This is a genomic window from Aquimarina litoralis (assembly GCF_019295435.1).
Taxonomy (GTDB): domain Bacteria; phylum Bacteroidota; class Bacteroidia; order Flavobacteriales; family Flavobacteriaceae; genus Aquimarina; species Aquimarina litoralis_A.
Map to the genome: position 1 here is coordinate 1 of NZ_WEKL01000009.1, position 21,392 is coordinate 21,392.

General features: G+C 32.3%; 15 protein-coding genes. 9 read left to right on the forward strand and 6 right to left on the reverse strand.

From position 1 onward, the window contains the following. On the forward strand, positions 1 to 687 hold a 687-nt coding region (locus tag GBO31_RS06690; RefSeq protein ID WP_246615790.1), incomplete at its 5' end, for a lycopene cyclase family protein. 3 nt (positions 688 to 690) lie between these two features. On the opposite strand, the gene GBO31_RS06695 is transcribed toward GBO31_RS06690, so the two are convergent. After that, positions 691 to 1,734 carry a transglutaminase domain-containing protein gene (locus GBO31_RS06695; RefSeq protein ID WP_219007562.1) on the reverse strand — a complete coding sequence of 348 codons (1,044 nt, stop codon included), beginning with the start codon at positions 1,732 to 1,734 and terminating at the stop codon, positions 691 to 693. A 73-nt stretch (positions 1,735 to 1,807) separates the two neighbouring features. Continuing rightward, positions 1,808 to 2,542: a TerB family tellurite resistance protein gene (locus tag GBO31_RS06700; protein ID WP_219007563.1), complete on the reverse strand. Its 735-nt coding sequence runs from the start codon at positions 2,540 to 2,542 to the stop codon at positions 1,808 to 1,810. 210 nt (positions 2,543 to 2,752) lie between these two features. Between GBO31_RS06700 and GBO31_RS06705 the strand changes: the two genes are divergently transcribed. From GBO31_RS06705 to GBO31_RS06720, 4 genes are all read left to right on the forward strand, one after another. Further along, positions 2,753 to 3,163: a BrxA/BrxB family bacilliredoxin gene (locus GBO31_RS06705; protein WP_219007564.1), complete on the forward strand. Its 411-nt coding sequence runs from the start codon at positions 2,753 to 2,755 to the stop codon at positions 3,161 to 3,163. Positions 3,164 to 3,347: 184 nt separating this feature from the next. Next, positions 3,348 to 4,115 (forward strand): lysophospholipid acyltransferase family protein, encoded by a 768-nt coding sequence (locus GBO31_RS06710; protein ID WP_246615791.1) that lies wholly within the window; start codon positions 3,348 to 3,350, stop codon positions 4,113 to 4,115. A 2-nt stretch (positions 4,116 to 4,117) separates the two neighbouring features. Continuing rightward, complete coding sequence (locus GBO31_RS06715; protein ID WP_219007565.1) at positions 4,118 to 5,119, forward strand: acyl-ACP desaturase; 1,002 nt, start codon at positions 4,118 to 4,120, stop codon at positions 5,117 to 5,119. Between the two features lie 9 nt (positions 5,120 to 5,128). After that, on the forward strand, positions 5,129 to 5,782 hold the full coding sequence (locus GBO31_RS06720) for an HD domain-containing protein (RefSeq protein ID WP_219007566.1): 654 nt from the start codon (positions 5,129 to 5,131) through the stop codon (positions 5,780 to 5,782). Positions 5,783 to 5,873: 91 nt separating this feature from the next. On the opposite strand, the gene GBO31_RS06725 is transcribed toward GBO31_RS06720, so the two are convergent. The 4 genes from GBO31_RS06725 to GBO31_RS06740 all read right to left on the reverse strand — a co-directional run bounded on the left by GBO31_RS06725 (position 5,874) and on the right by GBO31_RS06740 (position 13,591). Beyond that, complete coding sequence (locus GBO31_RS06725) at positions 5,874 to 9,413, reverse strand: discoidin domain-containing protein (RefSeq protein WP_219007567.1); 3,540 nt, start codon at positions 9,411 to 9,413, stop codon at positions 5,874 to 5,876. Positions 9,414 to 10,103: 690 nt separating this feature from the next. Next, the gene (locus GBO31_RS06730) at positions 10,104 to 10,481 is read right to left on the reverse strand and encodes a hypothetical protein (RefSeq protein WP_219007568.1); all 378 of its coding nucleotides are present in this window, start codon (positions 10,479 to 10,481) and stop codon (positions 10,104 to 10,106) included. A 237-nt stretch (positions 10,482 to 10,718) separates the two neighbouring features. After that, the gene (locus tag GBO31_RS06735) at positions 10,719 to 12,467 is read right to left on the reverse strand and encodes a tetratricopeptide repeat protein (RefSeq protein ID WP_219007569.1); all 1,749 of its coding nucleotides are present in this window, start codon (positions 12,465 to 12,467) and stop codon (positions 10,719 to 10,721) included. A gap of 50 nt (positions 12,468 to 12,517) precedes the next feature. Next, complete coding sequence (locus tag GBO31_RS06740; protein WP_219007570.1) at positions 12,518 to 13,591, reverse strand: PA0069 family radical SAM protein; 1,074 nt, start codon at positions 13,589 to 13,591, stop codon at positions 12,518 to 12,520. A gap of 125 nt (positions 13,592 to 13,716) precedes the next feature. Here GBO31_RS06740 and GBO31_RS06745 point away from each other — a divergent pair, with 125 nt between their 5' ends. The 4 genes from GBO31_RS06745 to GBO31_RS06760 all read left to right on the forward strand — a co-directional run bounded on the left by GBO31_RS06745 (position 13,717) and on the right by GBO31_RS06760 (position 21,335). Further along, positions 13,717 to 14,691: a TIR domain-containing protein gene (locus GBO31_RS06745; protein ID WP_219007571.1), complete on the forward strand. Its 975-nt coding sequence runs from the start codon at positions 13,717 to 13,719 to the stop codon at positions 14,689 to 14,691. Between the two features lie 163 nt (positions 14,692 to 14,854). Beyond that, on the forward strand, positions 14,855 to 15,211 hold the full coding sequence (locus GBO31_RS06750) for a hypothetical protein (RefSeq protein WP_219007572.1): 357 nt from the start codon (positions 14,855 to 14,857) through the stop codon (positions 15,209 to 15,211). A gap of 195 nt (positions 15,212 to 15,406) precedes the next feature. Continuing rightward, positions 15,407 to 20,935, forward strand: a complete 5,529-nt coding sequence (locus GBO31_RS06755; protein ID WP_219007573.1) for an alpha-2-macroglobulin family protein — start codon at positions 15,407 to 15,409, stop codon at positions 20,933 to 20,935. 7 nt (positions 20,936 to 20,942) lie between these two features. Beyond that, entirely contained in the window at positions 20,943 to 21,335 is a 393-nt protein-coding gene (locus GBO31_RS06760; protein ID WP_219007574.1) for a GNAT family N-acetyltransferase, read from the forward strand. Positions 21,336 to 21,392: the final 57 nt, after the last annotated feature.

Here is a 21,392-nt window from a genome sequence, read left to right on the forward strand (position 1 = left end):
CAGAAAAAGTACCCGCTTCTTAATCAACATTTCGTTGGTTGGTTTATCAAAACCGAAACGCCAAAGTTTGATAGCACAACTGCAACTTTTATGGATTTTGATTTGGATCAGAAAGGTAATACAAGATTTATGTACGTGCTTCCTTTGTCTGAAACCGAGGCTTTATTTGAATATACTTTATTTTCTAAAGATCTTCTTTCTGAGCAAGAGTATGAAAAGGAAATAGAATCGTACTTACATAAAAAAGGAGTTGAAGTGTATCAAATCACTGAGAAAGAAAAGGGTTGTATCCCAATGACTTGTTACGATTTTAAGAAACAAAACTCAAAAAATGTTTTGCACATCGGAACTGCTGGAGGATGGACAAAAGCGAGTACAGGTTTTACTTTTCGAAATACTGAGAAAAAGGTTGTAAAGCTAATCAAGTTTCTTAAAGAAGGTAAGGATCTTTCTAGATTTGATAAACGAACCAAATTTTGGTATTATGATTTATTGTTTCTAGATGTTTTATCCAAAGAAAATCACAATGGAGCACAATTGTTTTCAAGATTGTTTAGAAAAAATAAAACAGAGAAAATTCTGAAATTTTTAAATGAAGAAACCTCATTCGCCGAGGATCTGAAGATTATGTCAACCATGCCGTCCTTGAAATTTATTAAAATGATTTTACATCGATTATTTAAATAATGTTTATTCTATTTTAAAACCTACCATAGGAATTTGATTGATAAATAAAATCAGTTCTTTTGGATTTGGAATAGTAGAAGTATCTATTTTAAAACGAATTTTTCCATCTATGGTCTTAATTTCACCATTATAGTTAAATTGTCTATTGTTAATTGTATAGATAATAGAATATACAGGTTCTTCATAAGAAATTTCAAATAACTCAGCTTCAGAATCACTTTTAGTCAAGATTCCGGTTGAGGGAGAAATCAAATCAAATTTTTTGGCTTTTTCATGCTGATAAAATAACGGAGCATCTGAAAATTCTTCTTTACTGATGGTTTTGGATAGCAAACTGTTTTCGTAAAAATCAGGGTAATGTCCTTGAATAAATACGTCCGCAGGCATATTAAAATATAAGCGATTACTCTCTTCAATAAATTCTTGGGTTTCTACATTATAATACCCAGTACTTCCCCAAGTAGCATCAATTAAGTATTTTTTAAAGTCAATCTCTATAATGTTCCAAGCGTGATCCGAGCGATATTCTCTTCCAATATGATAAATTTGATTTTTAGCATTTCCTAAAACATAAAAACAGGTAATACCTAAATGATCACAGACATCTTTAAAAAGTTGTGTATATCCCTCACAGACAGCAATTCCACTAGAAATAACTCTTTTAGAAATTTTTTCTCTATACTTTTTCTCTGTTTTTAGATGTTTTTTAGAACCAGATTTTGCTTTATCATATTCTATATAATTAGAGGATCTAAAACTTGGAAAAGGATTATGTCTTACAGATTTATAAGAGTTAGCGTAATCAGTATAATACTTTCCCGATTCTTTATAATCATAGGATATATTTTTTGTAATCCAGGAATAAATAGCTTTTGCTTGATCTAATTCTGAGTTAAAATCTTTTGCTATTTGATCCGCAAGTTTTTTAGGGGTTTTGAATTTCGTAGGGTATTTATGAACGATAGCATCAATTTTGTCAAAATCTTGGCTATAGATTTTAATTGTAGATAATAGGCAGATAATAAGTAAAAATAGAGGCTTATACATACACAAATGTAGTATCAAAAATTAAACCATTTAAGTTACAACTATTCGTTAGATTTTAAAAGAGATTATAAAATTATGTAAGTCCTCGTTCTTTTTGAATTTGTTCATACGCCTTTTGTACTTCCTTAAACTTTTCTTCAGCCCCTTTTATATGAACAGGATCCATATGTTGTACTTTGTCTGGATGATATTTTTTTACCATCGTTCTATACGCTTTTTTTACTTCTGCATCTGTGGCAGTTTTATCAATTTCTAAAATTTTATAAGCATGGTTGCCAGTTTTGAAAAACATAGCTTTGATGCTTTCAAAATCACTAAAATTTATTCGCATAAAACCGGCCATTCTCTGAATTTCCCGAGCTTCAGATTCACTGACATTGCCGTCAGCATTTGCAATTCCGAAAAGAAAATGAAGAATTTGCAATCGAGCAGCATAACGGGTTCTTTGGGTTAGGAACATACAAATCCTTTGAGCAGAAATCTCGCGATTTTTTATAATTTCATTAAATGTTCTAAAGGTTGCATTCGCTCGTTCTTTTCCATAGGCACTTACGAAATATTGCCGTACATAATCTAATTCGGTTTGATTCACACGACCATCCGCTTTGATTACAATAGAAGAAAGTGACAGCAAGTTTAGTTCAAAATCTCCTGGACTCACTTCTTTTTCTTGTGTAAACACCTGAGTAAAGCCACGAGCACTTTTACTAGTTTTTCCATCTAATAGGCTACCAAGAATAAAACCAAGAATTGCTCCTGGAACTTTAAAAAATATACCGCCTAATACCGCCGCAAACCATTTAATCATTCATAGTAAATTTAGGTGTGTAAAGATAATCGAATTATTCACACATTTTTAAGTATACTCTATTAGTATACTGTTCTATGTTTTTGTTACTTAAAATTAGCATTCTAGATAGTTTTATACTTCTTTTACGACTACTTGGCAGTCATAAGGATATGGTACATTATTTGTATCTTTGTCATAAACTTTTAAAATAAAAAATAGTAAAGAAATATGTATCCAGCAGATTTAGTAAAGCCAATGCGCGAAGACCTAACGAATATAGGTTTTGATGAATTACAAACAGCTGCAGATGTTGATGCAGCTATTGCAAAAGAAGGTACTACTTTAGTTGTAGTAAATTCTGTATGTGGTTGTGCCGCAGCTAATGCAAGACCAGGAGCAAAAGCTTCTTTGGCAAATGATAAAAAACCTGACAATTTAGTAACTGTATTTGCAGGAGTAGATAGGGAAGCAACTGATAAAGCACGTGGATATATGATTCCATTTCCGCCTTCTTCTCCATCAATGGCATTATTTAAGAATGGTGAATTAGTACATATGTTAGAGCGTCATCATATCGAAGGAAGACCTGCAGAAATGATTGCAGAAAACCTTAGAGATGCTTATAATGAGCATTGTTAGGAATCAAAAACATATTAAATGTCTTAAAACCGCCTGTTTTTACAGGCGGTTTTTATTTATAAAGCTTCAAAAGGATGAAGCTTTTCGTCATATTTTAGGTATCGTAATTTTGTGCAATAAAGAATTGGTTGTCTAAAAATAATATCAGACCTTGCACAACTGTAACACAAATAAAAATCATTAATTGCTAAGAGAAGTTATGGGGGCATTAAAAAGGATCATTTCGTATCCTCTTTCAGTAGTTTTCTATTTGTTTTTTGGACTTACCCTAGTAGTTTTTCAACCGTTACAGTGGTTAGGACTTAAGCTTGGAGGAGCAAAAGGTCATAGAGGTGTGGTTAATTTGATGAACCTTTGTTTATTAAGGTGTTTACACTTTTTGGGGGTAACATTTAGTTTTAAGAATATACATAAGTTACCAGCTGATCGTTCTTTAATCATTGTGTCTAATCATCAAAGTATGTTTGATATTCCGTTAATATCATGGTATTTACGTAAACATAAACCAAAATTTATTTCAAAAATAGAATTAGGAAAAGGAATACCAAGCATTTCTTTTAATTTGAAATACGGAGGTCATGCTTTAATAGATCGTAAGAATGCAAAACAGTCGATACCTGAGATTTCAAGATTCGGTAAAACCATTGCTGAAAATAAATTTGCTGCGGTGATTTTTCCAGAAGGAACTAGAAGTAGAAATGGAAAACCAAAACAATTTGCAGCTACAGGATTAAAAATATTATTTAAAAATGCTCCAGAAGCACTTGTAGTTCCAGTAACGATTAATAATAGCTGGAAATTAGTGGAACGAGGTAATTTTCCGATGGGAATAGGTTTACATTTAACATTAGAAGTGAAAGAACCTATTTTTTCAGAAGAGTTAACAAAAGAAGAAATACTAGATATTACAGAAAAAAGAGTAATCTCTACCATAAAAACCCAAATAAATTAGTCATGGCTATAGATAACATTAGATTAGAAGTAATGCAATTGTTGGAAAAAAAGATAGAATCTTTTATAGATACCTATTTAATTCCAATCGATAAGGTATGGCAACCTACAGACTTTTTACCAGACTCTCAGAATGAGGATACTTTTTTTGACGAGGTAAAAGAATTGAGGGAGTTAGCAAAGGAACTTCCTTATGATTTTTGGGTAGTTCTGGTTGGAGATACGATTACTGAAGAAGCGCTTCCTACCTATGAATCGTGGTTAATGGATGTAGAAGGAATTAATCAACATGAAGATGAAGGTGGCAACGGTTGGTCTAGATGGGTACGCTATTGGACGAGTGAGGAGAATCGTCATGGAGATGTACTTAATAAATACTTGTATCTGTCCGGAAGAGTAAATATGATAGAAGTAGAGCGTACGACCCAGCATTTGATCAATGATGGTTTTGATATTGGAACAGATAGAGATCCATACAAAAATTTCATTTATACAAGTTTTCAGGAGTTGGCTACGAATATTTCTCATGGTAGAGTAGCAAAACTTGCTAAAAGCTACTCTAATAAGTCACTCGCAAAAATGTGCAAAATTATTGCAGGGGATGAAATGCGTCATTTTAATGCGTATAGTGATTTTGTGAAAAATATTTTTGAAGTAGATCCAAGTCAGATGATGGTTGCATTTAAAGATATGATGAAACACAAAATTGTAATGCCAGCAATGTTTTTAAGAGAATCTGGAAATGCAATTGGAAGTGCATTTGACGAATTTTCTTATGCAGCGCAACGTTTAGGTGTGTACACTTCTCAGGATTATATTGATATCATGCAGCGTTTAATTAATAAGTGGGAAATTGATAAGTTAGTAGATCTAACAGATGAGGCAGAAAAAGCACGGGATTTTGTTATGAAATTACCAGCTAGAATGCAACGTATTAATGAAAGATTAGTGGTTCCGGAAAAAGTTTTTCATTTTAAATGGGTAGAACCTGCTTTGGTTAAATAAAAATAGGGTATGAACAATGATGAAATTATACAGAAGACTGTTGATTTTGTAAAACATACGCTACATGATGCTGAAGGAGGACATGATTGGTTCCACATAGAAAGAGTTTTTAAAACATCTAAAACCATCGCAAAATCCGAAAATGTGGATATGTTGGTGGTTTCATTAGGAGCATTATTACATGATATAGCAGATTCCAAATTTCATGACGGAGATGAAGTTATAGGACCGAGAATTGCTCGAGATTTTCTAGAAGGTTTACAGCTCGATTTTTCAATTATTGATCATGTTATTAGTATTATAGAAAACATCTCCTTTAAAGGAGGAAATGTAGCACAGAAATTCACATCTGCTGAGTTGGATGTTGTTCAAGATGCTGATCGTTTAGACGCTATTGGTGCCATTGGAATTGCTAGATGTTTCAATTATGGAGGGTTTAAAAATAGAGCTTTATATGATCCTGAAATTAAGCCCAATCTTCATATGAACAAAGAAGAATATAAAAATTCTACCGCACCAACAATCAATCATTTTTACGAAAAATTGTTATTACTTAAAGATCGAATGAATACACAAACTGGAAGAAAAATGGCTGAAGACAGACATCTGTTTATGGAACAGTTTTTAGATCAATTTTATCGGGAGTGGGAAGGTAAATCTTAAGTTGTACTCAAAAAAATAGAGCCTAAATATTCCTATTTAGACTCTTCATTGTACAATAGTTTAAAGCTTGTTATGCTTTAGAGTTTGGTCATTATTTTTTGAATATTTTTATTCTTTTTTGAGCGCCTTCTTTTTCTAGTTGTAGAATATAAAAACCGGTGTTCAGGTTAGGAGCAAGAACTTTAATATTATCTCCGTCTTTATTTGTTTGAACTTTTCGCAAAATTCCATCGGTTCCAAAAAGTTTTATAGAGCGCATCATTTTATTAGACTTAATTCCTTTAACAATGATTTGATCTTTGAATGGAATAGGATATACGCTTATTCCATCAAAATTGTATATATCCAATATTGGTGGAGAAGGAGCTGCGCTATCCAGTATTGAAGGTGTATTATTATTAGGTGACGGAACATATCTAACAGCAATTTCTGCAACAGATGCCCAACGTTTGTCATCAACCTCAGAAAGTGCTCTAAAATAAATATAGCGAGTGCTAAAGGTGTTGAATTCTACGGTCTGCTTTAAACTTGATTTTTGAAAACTACCAGTAGACAGTTCTTGCCAATCATTACCGTCCCAACCAAATAAAATATAATCTTTTACCATACCTGTAGTTCCAGTTTGTCTTCCTAGATAAGAAAACCCAACGAGATCTTTAGATTGCCCTAAATCTATGGCGATAAAGTGAGGATGTGATGTGTTGTCTTCGTACCAGTTACTATGCCAATACGTATTAGGATCTCCATCGGCAGCTTTTTCTTTAGAATGATCAGCATTTGTAGTTTCTTCACTATTAGTGTCATAAACAACGCAACCATTACAGTCTTCAAGTACATCACTAATCGTAATTTCTACAGAATTTGAAAATTCCGAATAACTATCTGTATCATATGCTCGTACACGATAAGAATAGGATCCGTTTTGGATATTTTGATCAGTGTAGGTTTCTACTCCAGTTCCCACGAAATCAATTCTTTCAAAACCATTGCCATCATTTCTTTGAATAGTAAATCCATTTTCATTGGTTGAATTATCTTTCCAAGAGAGTATTACATTGTTTTGAGTTACCTGAGCAGTTAAACCACTTGGTGGATTAATTTCGTTTGGATCTGTATTTCCTATTGTAACTTCAGCAACATTAGAAAACTCAGAATAACTATCCGTATCGTATGCTCTTACTCGGTAGGAATAAGAACCATCCTGTAAATTTTGATCTGTATATGTTTCAACTCCAGTTCCCACAAAATCAATTCTTTCAAAACCATTACCATTATTACGTTGAATAGTAAATCCATTCTCATTACTGGAATTGTCATTCCAGTTTAGTGTTATATTATTTTGATTTGCCTGTGCAGTTAGGTTTGTTGGTGGATTAATTTCATCGGGATTCGAATCTTCATTATAAAGGTTGGATTCCCAAATTCCTCTTCCATAGGTGGAAACTCGTATTTTTCTTGATGGATAATGGATTTCAAGTTCTGTGGTTTGTACTCTTGGTAGGTTGGTAGAAAAGGGAATCCATGAGCTAAGATTATCATTTGTGTAATACACTCCAGATTGCATTCCTACATAAAGACCGTTCGCATTGGTATCATCAAAAACCAAGCATTGTACTGAAATTTCTGGAAGATTCCCTCTAATATTTGTCCAAGAATTCCCAGCATTATTGGATATGTAAACTCTAGAACCCGTTGCAGCCAAAGCAACACGTTCAGGATTTGTTGGGTCTACAGCAATAAAGTTTACGTTTCCTCTAAAATTACTTATTTCGGTCCAATTGGGTGTGTTACTTTGTCCGTTTTTAGTTCTCCAAACTCTTCCTTCTTGGGCGATATATATATAATTGTTATTAGAGGAAGCAATTGCCATTTCGTCTAGATTTCCACCAAGGTTTATATTGGTTGTTAGATTTCTCCAGCTTCCATTGCTACCGCCATTATTACTGCGATATAAATTTCTATATCCCACGTATATTTTATTGTTATTTATAGGATCCATCATAAATGGAGTAACCCACTCGCCGCTAAAGTTTCCTGGCTTACTAATGTTTCCAATACTATTTCCTCCATTCGTGCTTTTGTATAAAGAACCAAATTGAACGGTTCCATAGACAATATTTTTGTTTTTATGATCTATAAAGCATTCCATTCCATCTGCGCCTAGCCATTCTTTAAATTGGCGATTAGATCCATTCATAATATTGGTTCCATTATCTTGGGCTCCACCAACGATCATATTGGGATCTGTAAAAGCTCCACCAAATCGATAATACTGCCTAATAGCAAGTCCACCTTGTGTAAGATCTGTCATATTATTTCCTCGATCTGTACTTCTAAAAATACCACCGTCACTACCTACATAGATTGCTCCATTGATATATTGCATTACTTCGATATCTGCATGGACATACGATCTATCTCCAGGATTACTCCATGTAGCAAGCGTAGAAAAAGTGACACCACCATCTAGTGATCTGGAATAGTTCATACCTCCTAGATGTACCTCATTAGCGTTGGTATTAGAAATGGCTATTGCCATATCTCGAGAAGCTTGTGTAAAATAGACTTGATTGGTGCTACTAGAAGTTGCTCTTGTGGTAAAACTGGAACCTCCATTCAAAGATCTATAAAGTGAACCAAAACCACTACCTCTTTTTTGTACTAGATAAATAGCATTTGGATTTGCAGGTGTTACTGCCATTTTCATACGTTCACTACGATTAATACCGCTGGTAATTCTACTAAATGAGCTTCCACCATTGGTGGATCTATAAAAATCATTTCCACAGGCATATACTATATCTGTATTACCAGGTTTAAATTCTATATCTTCAGCTTTGGTATTTAATACAATACTGAAACTAGATCCACTGTTGTTAGATCTATATAGTGCTCTAGTGGTGCCTATAAATATTCTACTGCTATTTGGGTGAATAAGAATTCTTCTTGGAGTCCCACTTACTCTTTGGATTTCGGACCAGGAAGATCCTCCGTTTGTTGATTTTAGAATTTGACCGGCAGAATTCCCTAAATACACAATATTTGTGTTATTAGGGTCAATAGCTATAGACCAAATTGACATGCTAAACATTTGATCTCCCAAAGGAGTCCAACTTTGTCCTGAGTTTATGGATTTCCAGATACCACCACCAGGAGATCCAGCATACATCAGTTTCTGTTGTGATGGTTCTACTGCAAATGCAGTGATTCTTCCCAGACCAGGAGTCCAACTAGAGGTTCGTGTCCAGTTAAAAGGTCCAAGTTCCTGCCAACTGCTATTTCGTTGATTGTTTTTGGTATCTGATTCCGAATTGTTTTCAAAGGATCGATAAAATTTTTTGCATTCATCAACCACTTTAGAATCACTAATTACATGACCATTGGCATCTGCATTTCGTTTTGCCCAATAGAGACTTCGCATGTACAATTTATAACCGCTTCCTTTTCCTTTATCATTGTTTTTGTAATACTTAGTTCCTAAGCGTTCTAGTTTAGATACTTTGAGATTTTCCTCTTGAAGAAGTTCATAAAATTCTTGAGCAGAACTTTTATAAAAGACGGAATTGATGATTAGAAATATCAGTAGATACTTCCAATTTGGTAAAATGGATTTGTTACTTAGTTGAGTCATTTTTTTTGGTTTTAAGAAGGGGATTAGAATAAATGTCAATTACCCTCAATATTTTGAATAGGTTTGTGCAACCAGAAGCTTTTCATGATTATTTTGCTTCTGTAGATGATTTAAGTCAATCAGTAATTTAAATAGATGTATGTGTAGGTTTCATATCGTTAAATATGAATCTATTTTGAATTGATAATTGCTTAATAAATGTCGAAGTAAACTACTTGTCTTTTGTAGTGTTTTGGAAACTGAAATCTTATCAATATATTCAGATCAGTTCATAAAAAATAAGGGAATTTTTCATTTTTGAGGTTTTAAGGTTAGTTAGTAAGAGATTAGTTTTAAAATACCTAGGATATTGGTTAACCAAAATTACTGCTTTTTTTGAAATAAAAGTAGAATTAGATTAAATGTATAAGAACCATTTTATTTTATACAGATCTATTCAACTTCTATAATATTAGATTGATGAAAACCTCTAAATATTGTTTTAGATAAAATTAAAAAGGTAAGCAATGATGAGTTGCTTACCTTTTAGAATTCCAAAGTTCGTTTTTTGTTTGAAAGAATGATTGATTGTTCGTTTTTTGATTATTCGTTTTTTGATTATGCAAAAATACTAAGTACAAATTCCAGTATGATTAGGAAATGATTTAGTATAAAGTCGATTAACAGTTTTGTAAGTGCTATCATGATTGATTATTTTATATTCCCATTATTAATTGTTACTAACTTGGATGAGCTCTGATCAACAAATTCTAAAGTAAATCGGTCAATTTCTTTATAACCATCTACTTTTTTAATCAGTAGTTCATTAATTCTATGAGCTTCTGAATTAAGATCAGTGTATTTACAATTTTTTAATTCGTATTCTGCCGTTTCCGTGGATACTTCTTTTTTAGAAGTAGCTAAACCTTTTACATATAAAAACTGTTTTATTTGATCACATTCACAATTGGATTCTAAAACTTTTAGAATAGCATTTGATTTATCTTCAACTCTGTTTCGTGTAATTATGGCGTATGTTATAATCCCTGCCATGATACCGATTGAAAATAAAAGAAGCTGCTTTTTCATCTATTGATTAATTTGAACGAATAAGGGATTGTCTATTTGTTTATTCAAAGTACTCTTAAAAAAACAGTAATAACAAGAGAAGTAAACCTATTTTAAAGAAAACGGGTTGTGTTTTAGGTTTTTAAAACACTGTTTTTAAATAACTTATGTTTATTTTCGATGTTTTTTCTAATAGAAATCAACAACACCCTATATTTATAAATTTGGGGTGTTTTTTAGGAGAATTTCAAATGTAAACTAGGAAGTTGATTTTTTTGACTTTAGTTGTTTTATATAAAAAGAAGGTAACAGCCCAGTATGAATTTTGAAATATTTAGAGAAGGAGTCAGCACTCTTATATCCCACTTCTTTGGCGATTGATTTGATAGAATATGATCTAAATTTGGAATCGTTTTTTAATCTTACAATCGCATAATTTATCCTAAGATCATTGATATAGGTATTAAAGTTTTTATTAAAATGAACATTAATTACTTTAGATAGGTAAGAGGTATTGGTATTAATTTTTTTAGCAACATTATACAGATTACACTCGGTTTTGAGGTAATATTCCTGAGTTTCTATTTTCTTAAGACCGTTAAGAATTTGCTCATATAATTCTTGATTAATATCTAATTCGCTGGATTGCGTATCTAGTTTTTTATCTTTTGTGTCAATAACTTTACTTTGATTCGTCGTTTCTAAAGATGAGACCTCTATTTTTTCTTCTTGTTCTATTTGAGCAAGTAAAGTTTCAAATTTCTTTTTGTTATTCTTTTTAGCTTTTTGAAAGAGTAGTATTATTATAAACAGACTTATACCAAAGATTACTAAACCAATTTGAGAATAGGTAAGTTTGTTTTTTTGTCTTTTTTTTTGATTTTCAAGATTATTGATTTCGGTTTGATAATCACTCATCGTTATATCTTGAACTTTTCTGGAAGCTATGGATTTTTTATTGTTTAATTTACTTAAACTTAAAATATGCTTTTCATAATATTCGTTGGACTTTTCAAAATCTCCATTCATTTTATAGGATTGCCCTAAAAGCTTATAACATATACTAAGTTCATCTGAATTGGAGTATTTTTCGGTTAATATTTTCAATGATTCTTGTAGTGTACTAATACTTTCATCATATTTTTTTTGTTCTAATTTACAAGCGGCAATTAGGTTTAAAATCTTTCCAAGAAAAATAATATCATTTGCTTTATAGCATAATGCTTTTGCTTTATTAAGAAAAGAAAGACTCTGTAAGTAGTTTTTCTTGTTTTTATAAATAATACCTCTGTGCATTAAAAGGTCAATATGAATATTATCAATCCTTACTTTTTTAGCAAATTCAAGCCCTGCATCATTATAGTATAATGCAGAATCCAAAAGATTTAGTTTGATGTAAGCTTCACATATTCTAGCTTTATTAAGCATAGGAACGTGCTTTGTAAATTCTCCTTTACCACTTGCCAGGATTTCATCACTTTTTTTAAGTTGCTCAAGTGCTTGTCGCGGATCTCCAGAGCGAAGTTTAACAAAGCCTAGATTGGTTTGTAAAGCCCAGATTGCATAGGGATATTCTATTTTTTTTGCAATATTGAGAGATTCATAATAGGAATTAGCAGCGTTGTCGTATTCCTCTATATCGAAATAATGGTTTCCCTTTAATTTTATAATGTCTACGAGGATTTTTTTGTCTACATCATATTTATTTGCAATTATAATAGCTTTATCTAAGTACTCAATAGCAGTACTATTGTTTCCCTCATTAAGATTAGCGATACTTAGGTTTTCTAAAGCAAGTATCATGTGTTCTACATCTTCACGCTCCAGAGCAGTATTATATAACCGGTTGCTTACGGAAATAATTCCATCAATATTATTGTCTTCTAAAGCTTCTAGTTCAAAACGAATATCTTCGATACTTTTATCAACTAAAATCTCATCAATTTGTGCAGTAATTTGACTACAAATCAGAAGTGTGTAAACAATAAATATCCGATGAAATCTCATAAAGAAAGGCCAAAACTTTAAGTTTCGTACCAAAAATAACTAAAATCGTTTCAAAATAACTTCAATTGAGCATCTTTGTGAAGGCTGTGTAATTCACAATTGAGTGAGATCCGTTGATTTTCACCAAAATATTTTCTTTTTGCAATGGTAAATAGTTGATGAATTTGATTAGCAATTTTCCCACTTCCTTTCATTCTTCTTCCAAATTCACTATCATTCAGGTTACCGTTATGGCATTCCATGATCTGATGCAGAATTTTATCCTTACGATCAGGCAGTGTATGTTCTAACCATTTTGTAAAAATCTTGCCAATAGCCCCATTGAGTCGAACAACAGTGTAACCAATACTTTTAGCTCCTCGCTCAGATACTTCTCTGGACAAATCTAAAATTTCATGACTATTTATAGATGGAATAATTGGTGCCATCATTACATCGGTAGGAATACCTAGAGCGTTTAGCCTCTCCAATGTTTCTAGCCTTTTTTTAATACTTGCGGTTCTAGGTTCTAATATTCCTCTAGTCTTTTCATTTAATGTGGTAATTGATAGAAAAATAGAGACCAAGTTGTCTTTGGCAAGCTCGCTGAGAATGTCTATATCTCTTTGAATAAGAGCATTTTTTGTTATAATGCCAACAGGATGTTTATACTTTAAAAATGTCTTTAAAAGCTGTCTGGTTATTTCCAGTTTTTTTTCAACAGGTTGATAGCAATCCGTATTTCCTGAAAGGGCAATTGGGTATGCTTTCCAATGTTTACTTTTAAGTTTTTTCTCGAGTAATTCAGGAGCATTCTTTTTTAAGAGTATTTTACTTTCAAAATCTAATCCCGCTCCATAACCCCAATATTCATGGGAATTTCTAGCATAACAATATACACATCCATGTTCGCAACCCTGATATGGATTTAAAGAATATAGCATTCCAACATCTGGACTATTTACTTTGTTAACAATGGTTTTAGGAAAGGTTTCTATAAATGTTGTTTTGTGATTATGAATAGATTCTCCTTCTTTCACTAAATAATTCAAGAAATCATCTCTTAATTCATAGTGATTTTCTGAAAAGCGATTATGAATATTTTCCTGAGCTCCTCTTCCTTTTATGTTTTTCTTTGGTTCCAAAAGTGTTGTTTTTTACGGTTTAAAAGTAAAACTTTTATTGGAATTTTTCCAATAAAAAATGGAATATTTCCAAATAAAGAAAGTAATTTTGTAATAGTCGGATTTAGGTAAAAAAATAGTCAGTGATGAAGAATAGAAGTTATGAATATGATGTGGCTTTATCTTTTGCAGGAGAGAATAGAGCGTATGTGGAGAAGGTAGCAAATAGTCTTAAAAACAAGGGTATTAAGGTGTTTTATGATTTATTTGAAGAAGCAAATTTATGGGGTAAAAATTTATATGAATACTTATCAGAGATCTATCAAAATAAAGCAAGGTATACAGTACTTTTCGTATCTAGTTTTTACAATAAGAAATTATGGACAAATCATGAGAGAGTTTCGATGCAAGCAAGAGCATTTCAGGAAAGCAGAGAATATATATTACCTGCTAGATTTGATGATACCGAAATTCCTGGAATTCTCAAAACGATCGGTTATATCAATCTGGAAAATAGGAGTCCGGAAGAATTAGCCATTCTGATCGAGAACAAATTGAAAAAAGATCAAACCTTTTTCAGGAACCGATGGTCGAAACTCTCTACTATGATTAACCCCAAACCATTCATTTTTACATTAAAAGTGGTGGATGAAAAAGGGCAATTAATTAAACACGCAAAAGTGGTGTTGGTAGCTAACAATTCAACATATCTAGAAGGATTTACAGATGAAAATGGATTAGCTCATTTTGTCATTAGGACAAGAAAATTATATACTGTTTTAATTGCCCATTTGGATTATCCAGCAGTGGTTTTTAGTAATGTAAATCCAAAAGAAGATATTGAGGTTACTATTGAAAAATCTGAGAATTCTGGTTCGTTAATTATCAATAAATCAGGTCAAATACCTGGTATTTCTGGAAAAATAGAGCCTGTAGCCAATGTCGATAAAGGATTGTCAGTTTATGCTGATAATATTGCCATAGAAGGTGGCAAAGATCAACCATATCATTTTGAATTGGATGAAGCCATTACACTAGAGGACAATAAGGGAAATATTGTTTATTTAACTTTTCGTTTTTTTCAAGCAAGAATTGCATTAATTGATTTTCACAAAAAGTAAATGAATTCATTGAATCGCAATTTTGATCTAACAATTGTCTAGTTATCTGATGTAAACCCTATATAATAAGGAAAATTTAAGGTTAACGAATAATTTTTTAACATTTCTTTAAGACACAAAAGAAGGGTATACCTGTTTTAGATGTATGAGAAATTTTTTGATAATGTTATTTGTACTGGGTTTGATGCAAAATGTACACGCTCAGTTTATAGAGATTGTGGATACAAATGTAAATGTAGAAACTGATGTTAAAAATGACTTTGTTTTACTTTGTGATAAAGCAGATGATCAAGTAGCGAAAGGTATAGAACAAGCAGGTATAAAACAGAAAGAAAACGAATTAATATTAAAAAGTAAACCAATTTCTGTTGTCATGTATTGGAGGTACGATTTAGTATCTGATAGAAAACAATATGAAAAATATGTAGCAAGGCTTGAATCGTACACCTCTAAACAAGAAATGACTGATTTAGGAAAAAAATTAGTAACTCTTGGACTTATTAATACGATTATCGAATAGCCTATGTGATAACATAATTTAAAAAGCCTGATATTGATCAGGCTTTTTTTATGAATTTAAGGTAACAAAAGTTGTATTTAATCTACTAAAGAGTACTTAGATTTTATTTGTAATAAGGTGAAGATTACATCTTTATTCTTTTAGGAAACATTAAAAATTATCTTACTTTTATACAAACAACTTAAACCTTTATCCATGCATTTTTCTCGTATTTTAAGTCTTTTCTTATTTTCAATTTTAATATTTTCTTGTAAAAAGAAAGATGATAAATCAATCGCGGAGGCAAATGCTTCTGAACTTAATAAGTATCAGGAATATATTTCAGATCTTTCTACTGGTGTTATTTCAGTATTAGATAATGTATATGTGGTATTACAAACGCCTGTTGAGGGTTGGGATGATAATCAAGAACTTTCTGATCAAATACTGTCTGTTTCTCCAAAGGTTAAGGGAAGAGTTTTTGCAGTTAATAATCAAACAATTGCGTTTCAACCAGAAGAAGGTTTTAAAGAAGACACACAATATACTTTTACTTTACACTTAGAAGACCTAGTAAAAGATATGAAAGATGGTTTGGATGATGAGTTTGTTTTTAGTGTGAAGACCTTAAAACAACAGTTTTCTGTCATTACTGATAACTTGCAATCGTACAGTAAAGATTGGCAATATATCAATGGAACTTTAACATCTAGTGATCAATTGAAGTTTGATACGGCAAAAAAATTAGTTAAAGCAACTCAAAAAGGAAAAAACATCCCGATTAAGTTTGGAGAATCTCTGGAGAAAAGTCGTCAGTTTAGCTTTAGAATAGATAGTATACAACGTTTTGATGATGATTCCGAAGTAGCGATAACATGGTCTGGAAAATCCTATGATATAGATACCGAAGGTGAAGATGTACTGTATGTTCCAGGAAAAAATAATTTTTCTGTAATAAGTGTTTCCGTCTCTAATTTTAATGGGCAATATGTAGAAGTGAATTTTTCGGATCCGTTGAAAAAAAATCAAAATTTCGATGGACTAGTTACTATTGCTGGTGCTAAAGATCTAAAATATACTGTACAAGGGCAAAATTTGAAAGTATACCCTAAACAAGAATTGAAAGGAACTTTAGAGGTTACCATTTTTCAAGGGATAAAAAGTATTGATGATTATAAACTAAAGCAAACATATTCAGAGCGTGTCTCTTTTCAACAACCAAAACCTGAAATACGATTATTACAAAGTGGAGTAATTCTGCCAACATCAGAAAACCTTAAGTTTAATTTTGAAGCAATAAACTTAAGAGCTGTTGAAGTTCAGGTAGTGAAGGTTTTTGAAAACAATGTTCTTCAATTTTTACAAAATAATAACCTAGATGGTTCAAGTAATTTAAGAAGTGTTGCTAGGCCAATTGCTAAGAAATTAATCAACCTTCAAGAAAATGCATCCTTAAATCTTAGTAAATGGAATGCATTTGCAATTGATCTAAAAGAATTGATTTCACCAGATCCGGGATCTATTTATAGGGTCGAATTAAAATATCGAAAAGCATACTCACTATACAAATGTGATGGAGAAGCTGCAGATGAAACGCCATTAGAAGAACTTGCTGAGAATTATGATACTGAAGAAGAATCTAGTTTTTGGGATAGTTCCCAATACTACTATGAAGATTATTATGACTATGATTGGAATGAAAGGGATAACCCTTGTAGTAATTCTTTTTATAGAAATAAAAAAGTTGCTGCTAATGTTTTAGCTTCTAATTTAGGAGTAGTTATAAAAAAAGGGTTAAATAATTCCTATTCAGTAATTGTAAATGATATTATTACTACCAATCCTATATCCAATGCAAAAGTTACATTTTATAATTACCAACAGCAAGAGATAGGGGTAACTACTACAGATGCTGAAGGGATGACTGGGTTTGATGCGGATAAACCGGCATATTTTGCAATTGCTACTTATGGTAAACAACAGACATATGTAAAACTAAATGACGGAAATGCATTATCCGTAAGTAAGTTTGATGTAGCTGGCGTAAGACTTCAAAAAGGGATCAAAGGATATGTTTATGGAGAACGAGGAGTTTGGAGACCAGGAGATACTTTGTTTTTATCGTTTATGCTTAATGATAATGCTAACAAATTACCAAAAGGACATCCCGTTAAATTTGAATTAAAAGACCCTTATGGAAAAGTTGTTCATCAAGAAACGAAAACAGAAGGTGTTGGAAATTTCTACAAATTTGAGGTGACAACTTCAGATGAGGCTCCAACAGGTAACTGGCAAGCTAAGGTAAATGTTGGAGGAGCAAGTTTTTCAAAATCCTTAAAAATCGAAACGATCAAACCGAATCGATTAAAAATAAAAACGAGTTTTGATGATGAGGTTCTTGGAATCAATAAAAGTATAAACGGAAATCTCGAAGTATTATGGCTTCATGGGGCTGTTGCTAAGAACTTACAGACCGATGTAAATGTTCGTTTTACACCCAAGAAAACAAGTTTTAAAACCTTTCCAGGCTTCATTTTCGATGATCCATCTCGAAGATTTGTAACAGATGAACAGGAAGTGTTTAAAGGAAAACTTTCTTCTGAAGGAAAAGCTGGTTTTTCCATTAAACCAAAATTGGAAAATAAAGCTGCAGGAATGCTGAAAGCATCATTTATTACCAAAGTATATGAAAATGGAGGGGATTTTAGTACGGATGCGATCTCCAAAGATTTTTCTCCATACGATACTTATGTTGGGTTAAATGTTCCCAAAGGTGATAAAGCTCGTGGAATGCTACTTACTGATACGCAACATAATTTTGAAGTAGTTTCTGTAGATAAAAATGGAAAACCAAAATCCGTAAAAGACTTAGAAGTTTCTGTATACAAGGTTCACTGGAGATGGTGGTGGGATACATCAGAGGATAACCTTTCCTCTTATAAACGAGGTTCTTACAGAAATGAAGTGTTTAAAACTAAAGTTTCCACCAATAGCAAAGGGCAAGCTAATTTTAATTTTGAAATAAAACATCCAGAGTGGGGAAGATATCTTGTAAGGATAGTAGACCCCAATGGAGGACATGCAACAGGAAAAGCAATTTATATCGATTGGCCAGGTTGGGCAGGAAGAGCTAATAAAAATGATCCTTCTGCAGCAACTATGTTGATGTTTTCTTCTGATAAAAAAACCTATGATGTTGGAGAAAAAGCCACTATAACATTTCCTTCTAGTGATGGAGGTAGAGCTTTAGTAACTGTAGAAAATGGTACAGAAGTATTATCCTCTATGTGGGTAACTCCTCAAAAAGGAGAAACTAAATTCGAATTACCAATTGAAGATTTATATACTCCTAATATATATATTCATATTACGCTACTACAATCTCATAATTCTACGGCCAATGATTTGCCTATTCGATTATATGGTGTAATACCTATTTCTGTTGAAAATCCGGCAACACGAATCAAACCTATAGTAAAAATGCCTGATGTGCTGAGACCAGAAGAAACAATAGATGTAAAAATCAGCGAAACAGAAGGAAAAGCAATGACATATTCGATTGCTATTGTAGATGAAGGTCTGCTAGATCTTACAAGGTTTAAAACACCAAATCCTTGGAATACTTTTTATGCAAGAGAAGCGTTAGGTGTGAAAACTTGGGATGTATATGATGATATTATTGGTGCTTATGGAGGTAGCATTAATCAGATTTTTAGCATTGGTGGTGATGCAGAAGCAGGTGGAGGTAAAGCCAAAAAAGCGAATCGTTTTAAACCAATGGTCGTTTATGAGGGACCTTTTGAATTGAAGAAAGGAGAAACAAAGTCTCATAAAATTAAAATTCCAAAATATATTGGTTCTGTACGAACAATGATCGTTGCATCAGACGCTACAAATGCTGCCTATGGAAGCACAGAAAAGACAACACCAGTTAGAAAACCACTAATGGTGCTAACATCCATTCCTAGAAAAATTACACCTGGTGAAAAAGTGACGATCCCAGTTACTGTTTTTGCAATGGAAAATAAAGTGAAGAATGTAAATGTTACGCTAAAACCGAATAAAGGTTTTACTGTTACAGGAGAAACTACAAAGCAACTTTCTTTTGCTCAGCCAGACGAAAAAATGGTTTATTTTGACATTGAAGTATTAGAAGGAGCTTCTATAACAGATATTGAAGTTGTAGCAAGCGGTAATGGTGAGAAAGCATCTTATAGTATTCCGATTGATATTATGAATCCTAATCCGATGACTACAGAGATCACTTCTATAGTTCTGGAACCAAATAGTCAACAAGAAATTGATTTTGCAGCTTTTGGTGTAGATGGAAGTAATACGACTACTGTAGAGTTATCTTCATTACCGCCAATGAATTTTGAAGGAAGATTAAAGTATTTAATACGTTATCCTCATGGTTGTGTGGAACAGACTACTTCCGGAGCATTTCCACAGCTGTATTTGAATGATATATTTGCCTTACCTTCAGAAAAGAAAGCGAAAATACAACGTCATATGGAAGCAGCGATTTATAGATTAAAAAGCTTTATACAACCAAATGGTGGTCTTTCTTACTGGCCTGGTTATAGCAATCCAAATGATTGGGGAACTACCTATGCAGGACACTTCTTATTAGAAGCTAATAAAAAAGGATATGTACTTCCAATTGGTTTTAAGAGTAATTGGATTAACTATCAGCAACAACAAGCCAAACGTTGGAGAAGTAACGGTAGTGATTTAGCTCAGGCTTATCGATTGTATACTTTGGCATTAGCAGGTAGCCCAGATTTATCTTCTATGAATAGATTAAGAGAAACTTCTAATCTATCTAATGATGCAAAATTAAGATTAGCTGCAGCTTATGGGTTAGTTGGGCAAAAAACTGCTGCTGAGAAACTTATGAGTACTGCTAATATTGATTTTCAACCTAGGAAAAATAATAATTATTATACTTACGGATCTACAAATAGAAATAGAGCCATGGCCTTAGAAACATTGGTATTATTAGATCAAAAGGTAAAAGCACAGAAATTAGCAGAAGAGCTTGCCAAAGAATTATCATCAAAAACATGGATGAGTACTCAAACTACTTCCTATGCCTTAATGGCGATGGCGAAATATGCAGCTTATGTTGGTGGAAAAGGAATAGATGTAGATTATTCATTAAATGGGGCTTCTAAAAAAGCTAAAACGGATAAAACCTTACAATCTTCAGGAGAGTTATCAATTTTAAAGAATAATAAACTTGTACTTAAGAACAATAAGGATAATACCATTTTTGTGCAATTAGCAACTAGTGGAATTTTACCAGTAGGACAAGAAAAAGTAATCCAAAGTAACTTTAAAGCTATTGTTGATTACAAAAATAGAGAAGGTAAAATAATTGATATCACTCAATTATCTCAGGGAACCGATTTTGTTGCAGAAGTAACAATCACCAATACTACAGGTAGTAAAGTAAAAGATATTGCTTTAACCGAGATCTTCCCATCTGGTTGGGAAGTAGTAAATACACGTTTTACCGATTTTGGATCTTTTAGAACTAATAAAGTGACGTATACTGATATCCGAGATGATCGAGTGAATTTTTACTTTGATCTAAAGCCAAGAGAAAGTAAAACAGTTACTTTATTATTAAATGCATCGTATTTAGGGAAATACTATTTGCCTGGAATCCAGTGTGAAGCAATGTATGATAATGATTATATAGTTCGAACAAAAGGAAAGTGGATACAGGTAGTGAAATAGAAATTAAATGCAATACATTATTGACAAAACTAAACTTCCAGATGTAGAAGAGATTAGGGTTCTTTTTTTACAAACGAGTTGGGCAAAAGATAGAACTATAGAAAGTATCCGGAAGTTATTAGAAAATACCGAAATATTTGTAGTAATTCGAAATGAAGAAACTAATCAACTTATAGGATTTGGTCGTGCCATTTCTGATGGAGTATTTAGAGCATTGTTAGACGATATTGTAATCGATACAAATTACAGGAAAAAAGGATTAGGAAAATGTATCGTTGAAAATTTATTACAACAGTTAGGTGAGGTGGAGCAAGTTTTTCTAAACACAAAACCAGAGTTGGAACCATTCTATCATCAGTTTGGATTCACTAAATCCAAAGCTGTCTCCATGAGTTTATAATATATAAATCTATAACAGTGATATTAGAACAAGTGATATTGCATATAAAGTATTAAA

Bases quoted from the DNA above. Each gene is read 5' to 3' on its own strand.
- GBO31_RS06755 (WP_219007573.1), top strand. From the start codon at position 15,407: ATGCATTTTTCTCGTATTTTAAGTCTTTTCTTATTTTCAATTTTAATA.
- GBO31_RS06730 (WP_219007568.1), bottom strand. From the start codon at position 10,481: ATGAAAAAGCAGCTTCTTTTATTTTCAATCGGTATCATGGCAGGGATT.
- GBO31_RS06695 (WP_219007562.1), bottom strand. From the start codon at position 1,734: ATGTATAAGCCTCTATTTTTACTTATTATCTGCCTATTATCTACAATT.
- GBO31_RS06750 (WP_219007572.1), top strand. From the start codon at position 14,855: ATGTTATTTGTACTGGGTTTGATGCAAAATGTACACGCTCAGTTTATA.
- GBO31_RS06745 (WP_219007571.1), top strand. From the start codon at position 13,717: ATGAAGAATAGAAGTTATGAATATGATGTGGCTTTATCTTTTGCAGGA.
- GBO31_RS06705 (WP_219007564.1), top strand. From the start codon at position 2,753: ATGTATCCAGCAGATTTAGTAAAGCCAATGCGCGAAGACCTAACGAAT.
- GBO31_RS06735 (WP_219007569.1), bottom strand. From the start codon at position 12,467: ATGAGATTTCATCGGATATTTATTGTTTACACACTTCTGATTTGTAGT.
- GBO31_RS06720 (WP_219007566.1), top strand. From the start codon at position 5,129: ATGAACAATGATGAAATTATACAGAAGACTGTTGATTTTGTAAAACAT.
- GBO31_RS06760 (WP_219007574.1), top strand. From the start codon at position 20,943: ATGCAATACATTATTGACAAAACTAAACTTCCAGATGTAGAAGAGATT.
- GBO31_RS06715 (WP_219007565.1), top strand. From the start codon at position 4,118: ATGGCTATAGATAACATTAGATTAGAAGTAATGCAATTGTTGGAAAAA.
- GBO31_RS06700 (WP_219007563.1), bottom strand. From the start codon at position 2,542: ATGATTAAATGGTTTGCGGCGGTATTAGGCGGTATATTTTTTAAAGTT.
- GBO31_RS06725 (WP_219007567.1), bottom strand. From the start codon at position 9,413: ATGACTCAACTAAGTAACAAATCCATTTTACCAAATTGGAAGTATCTA.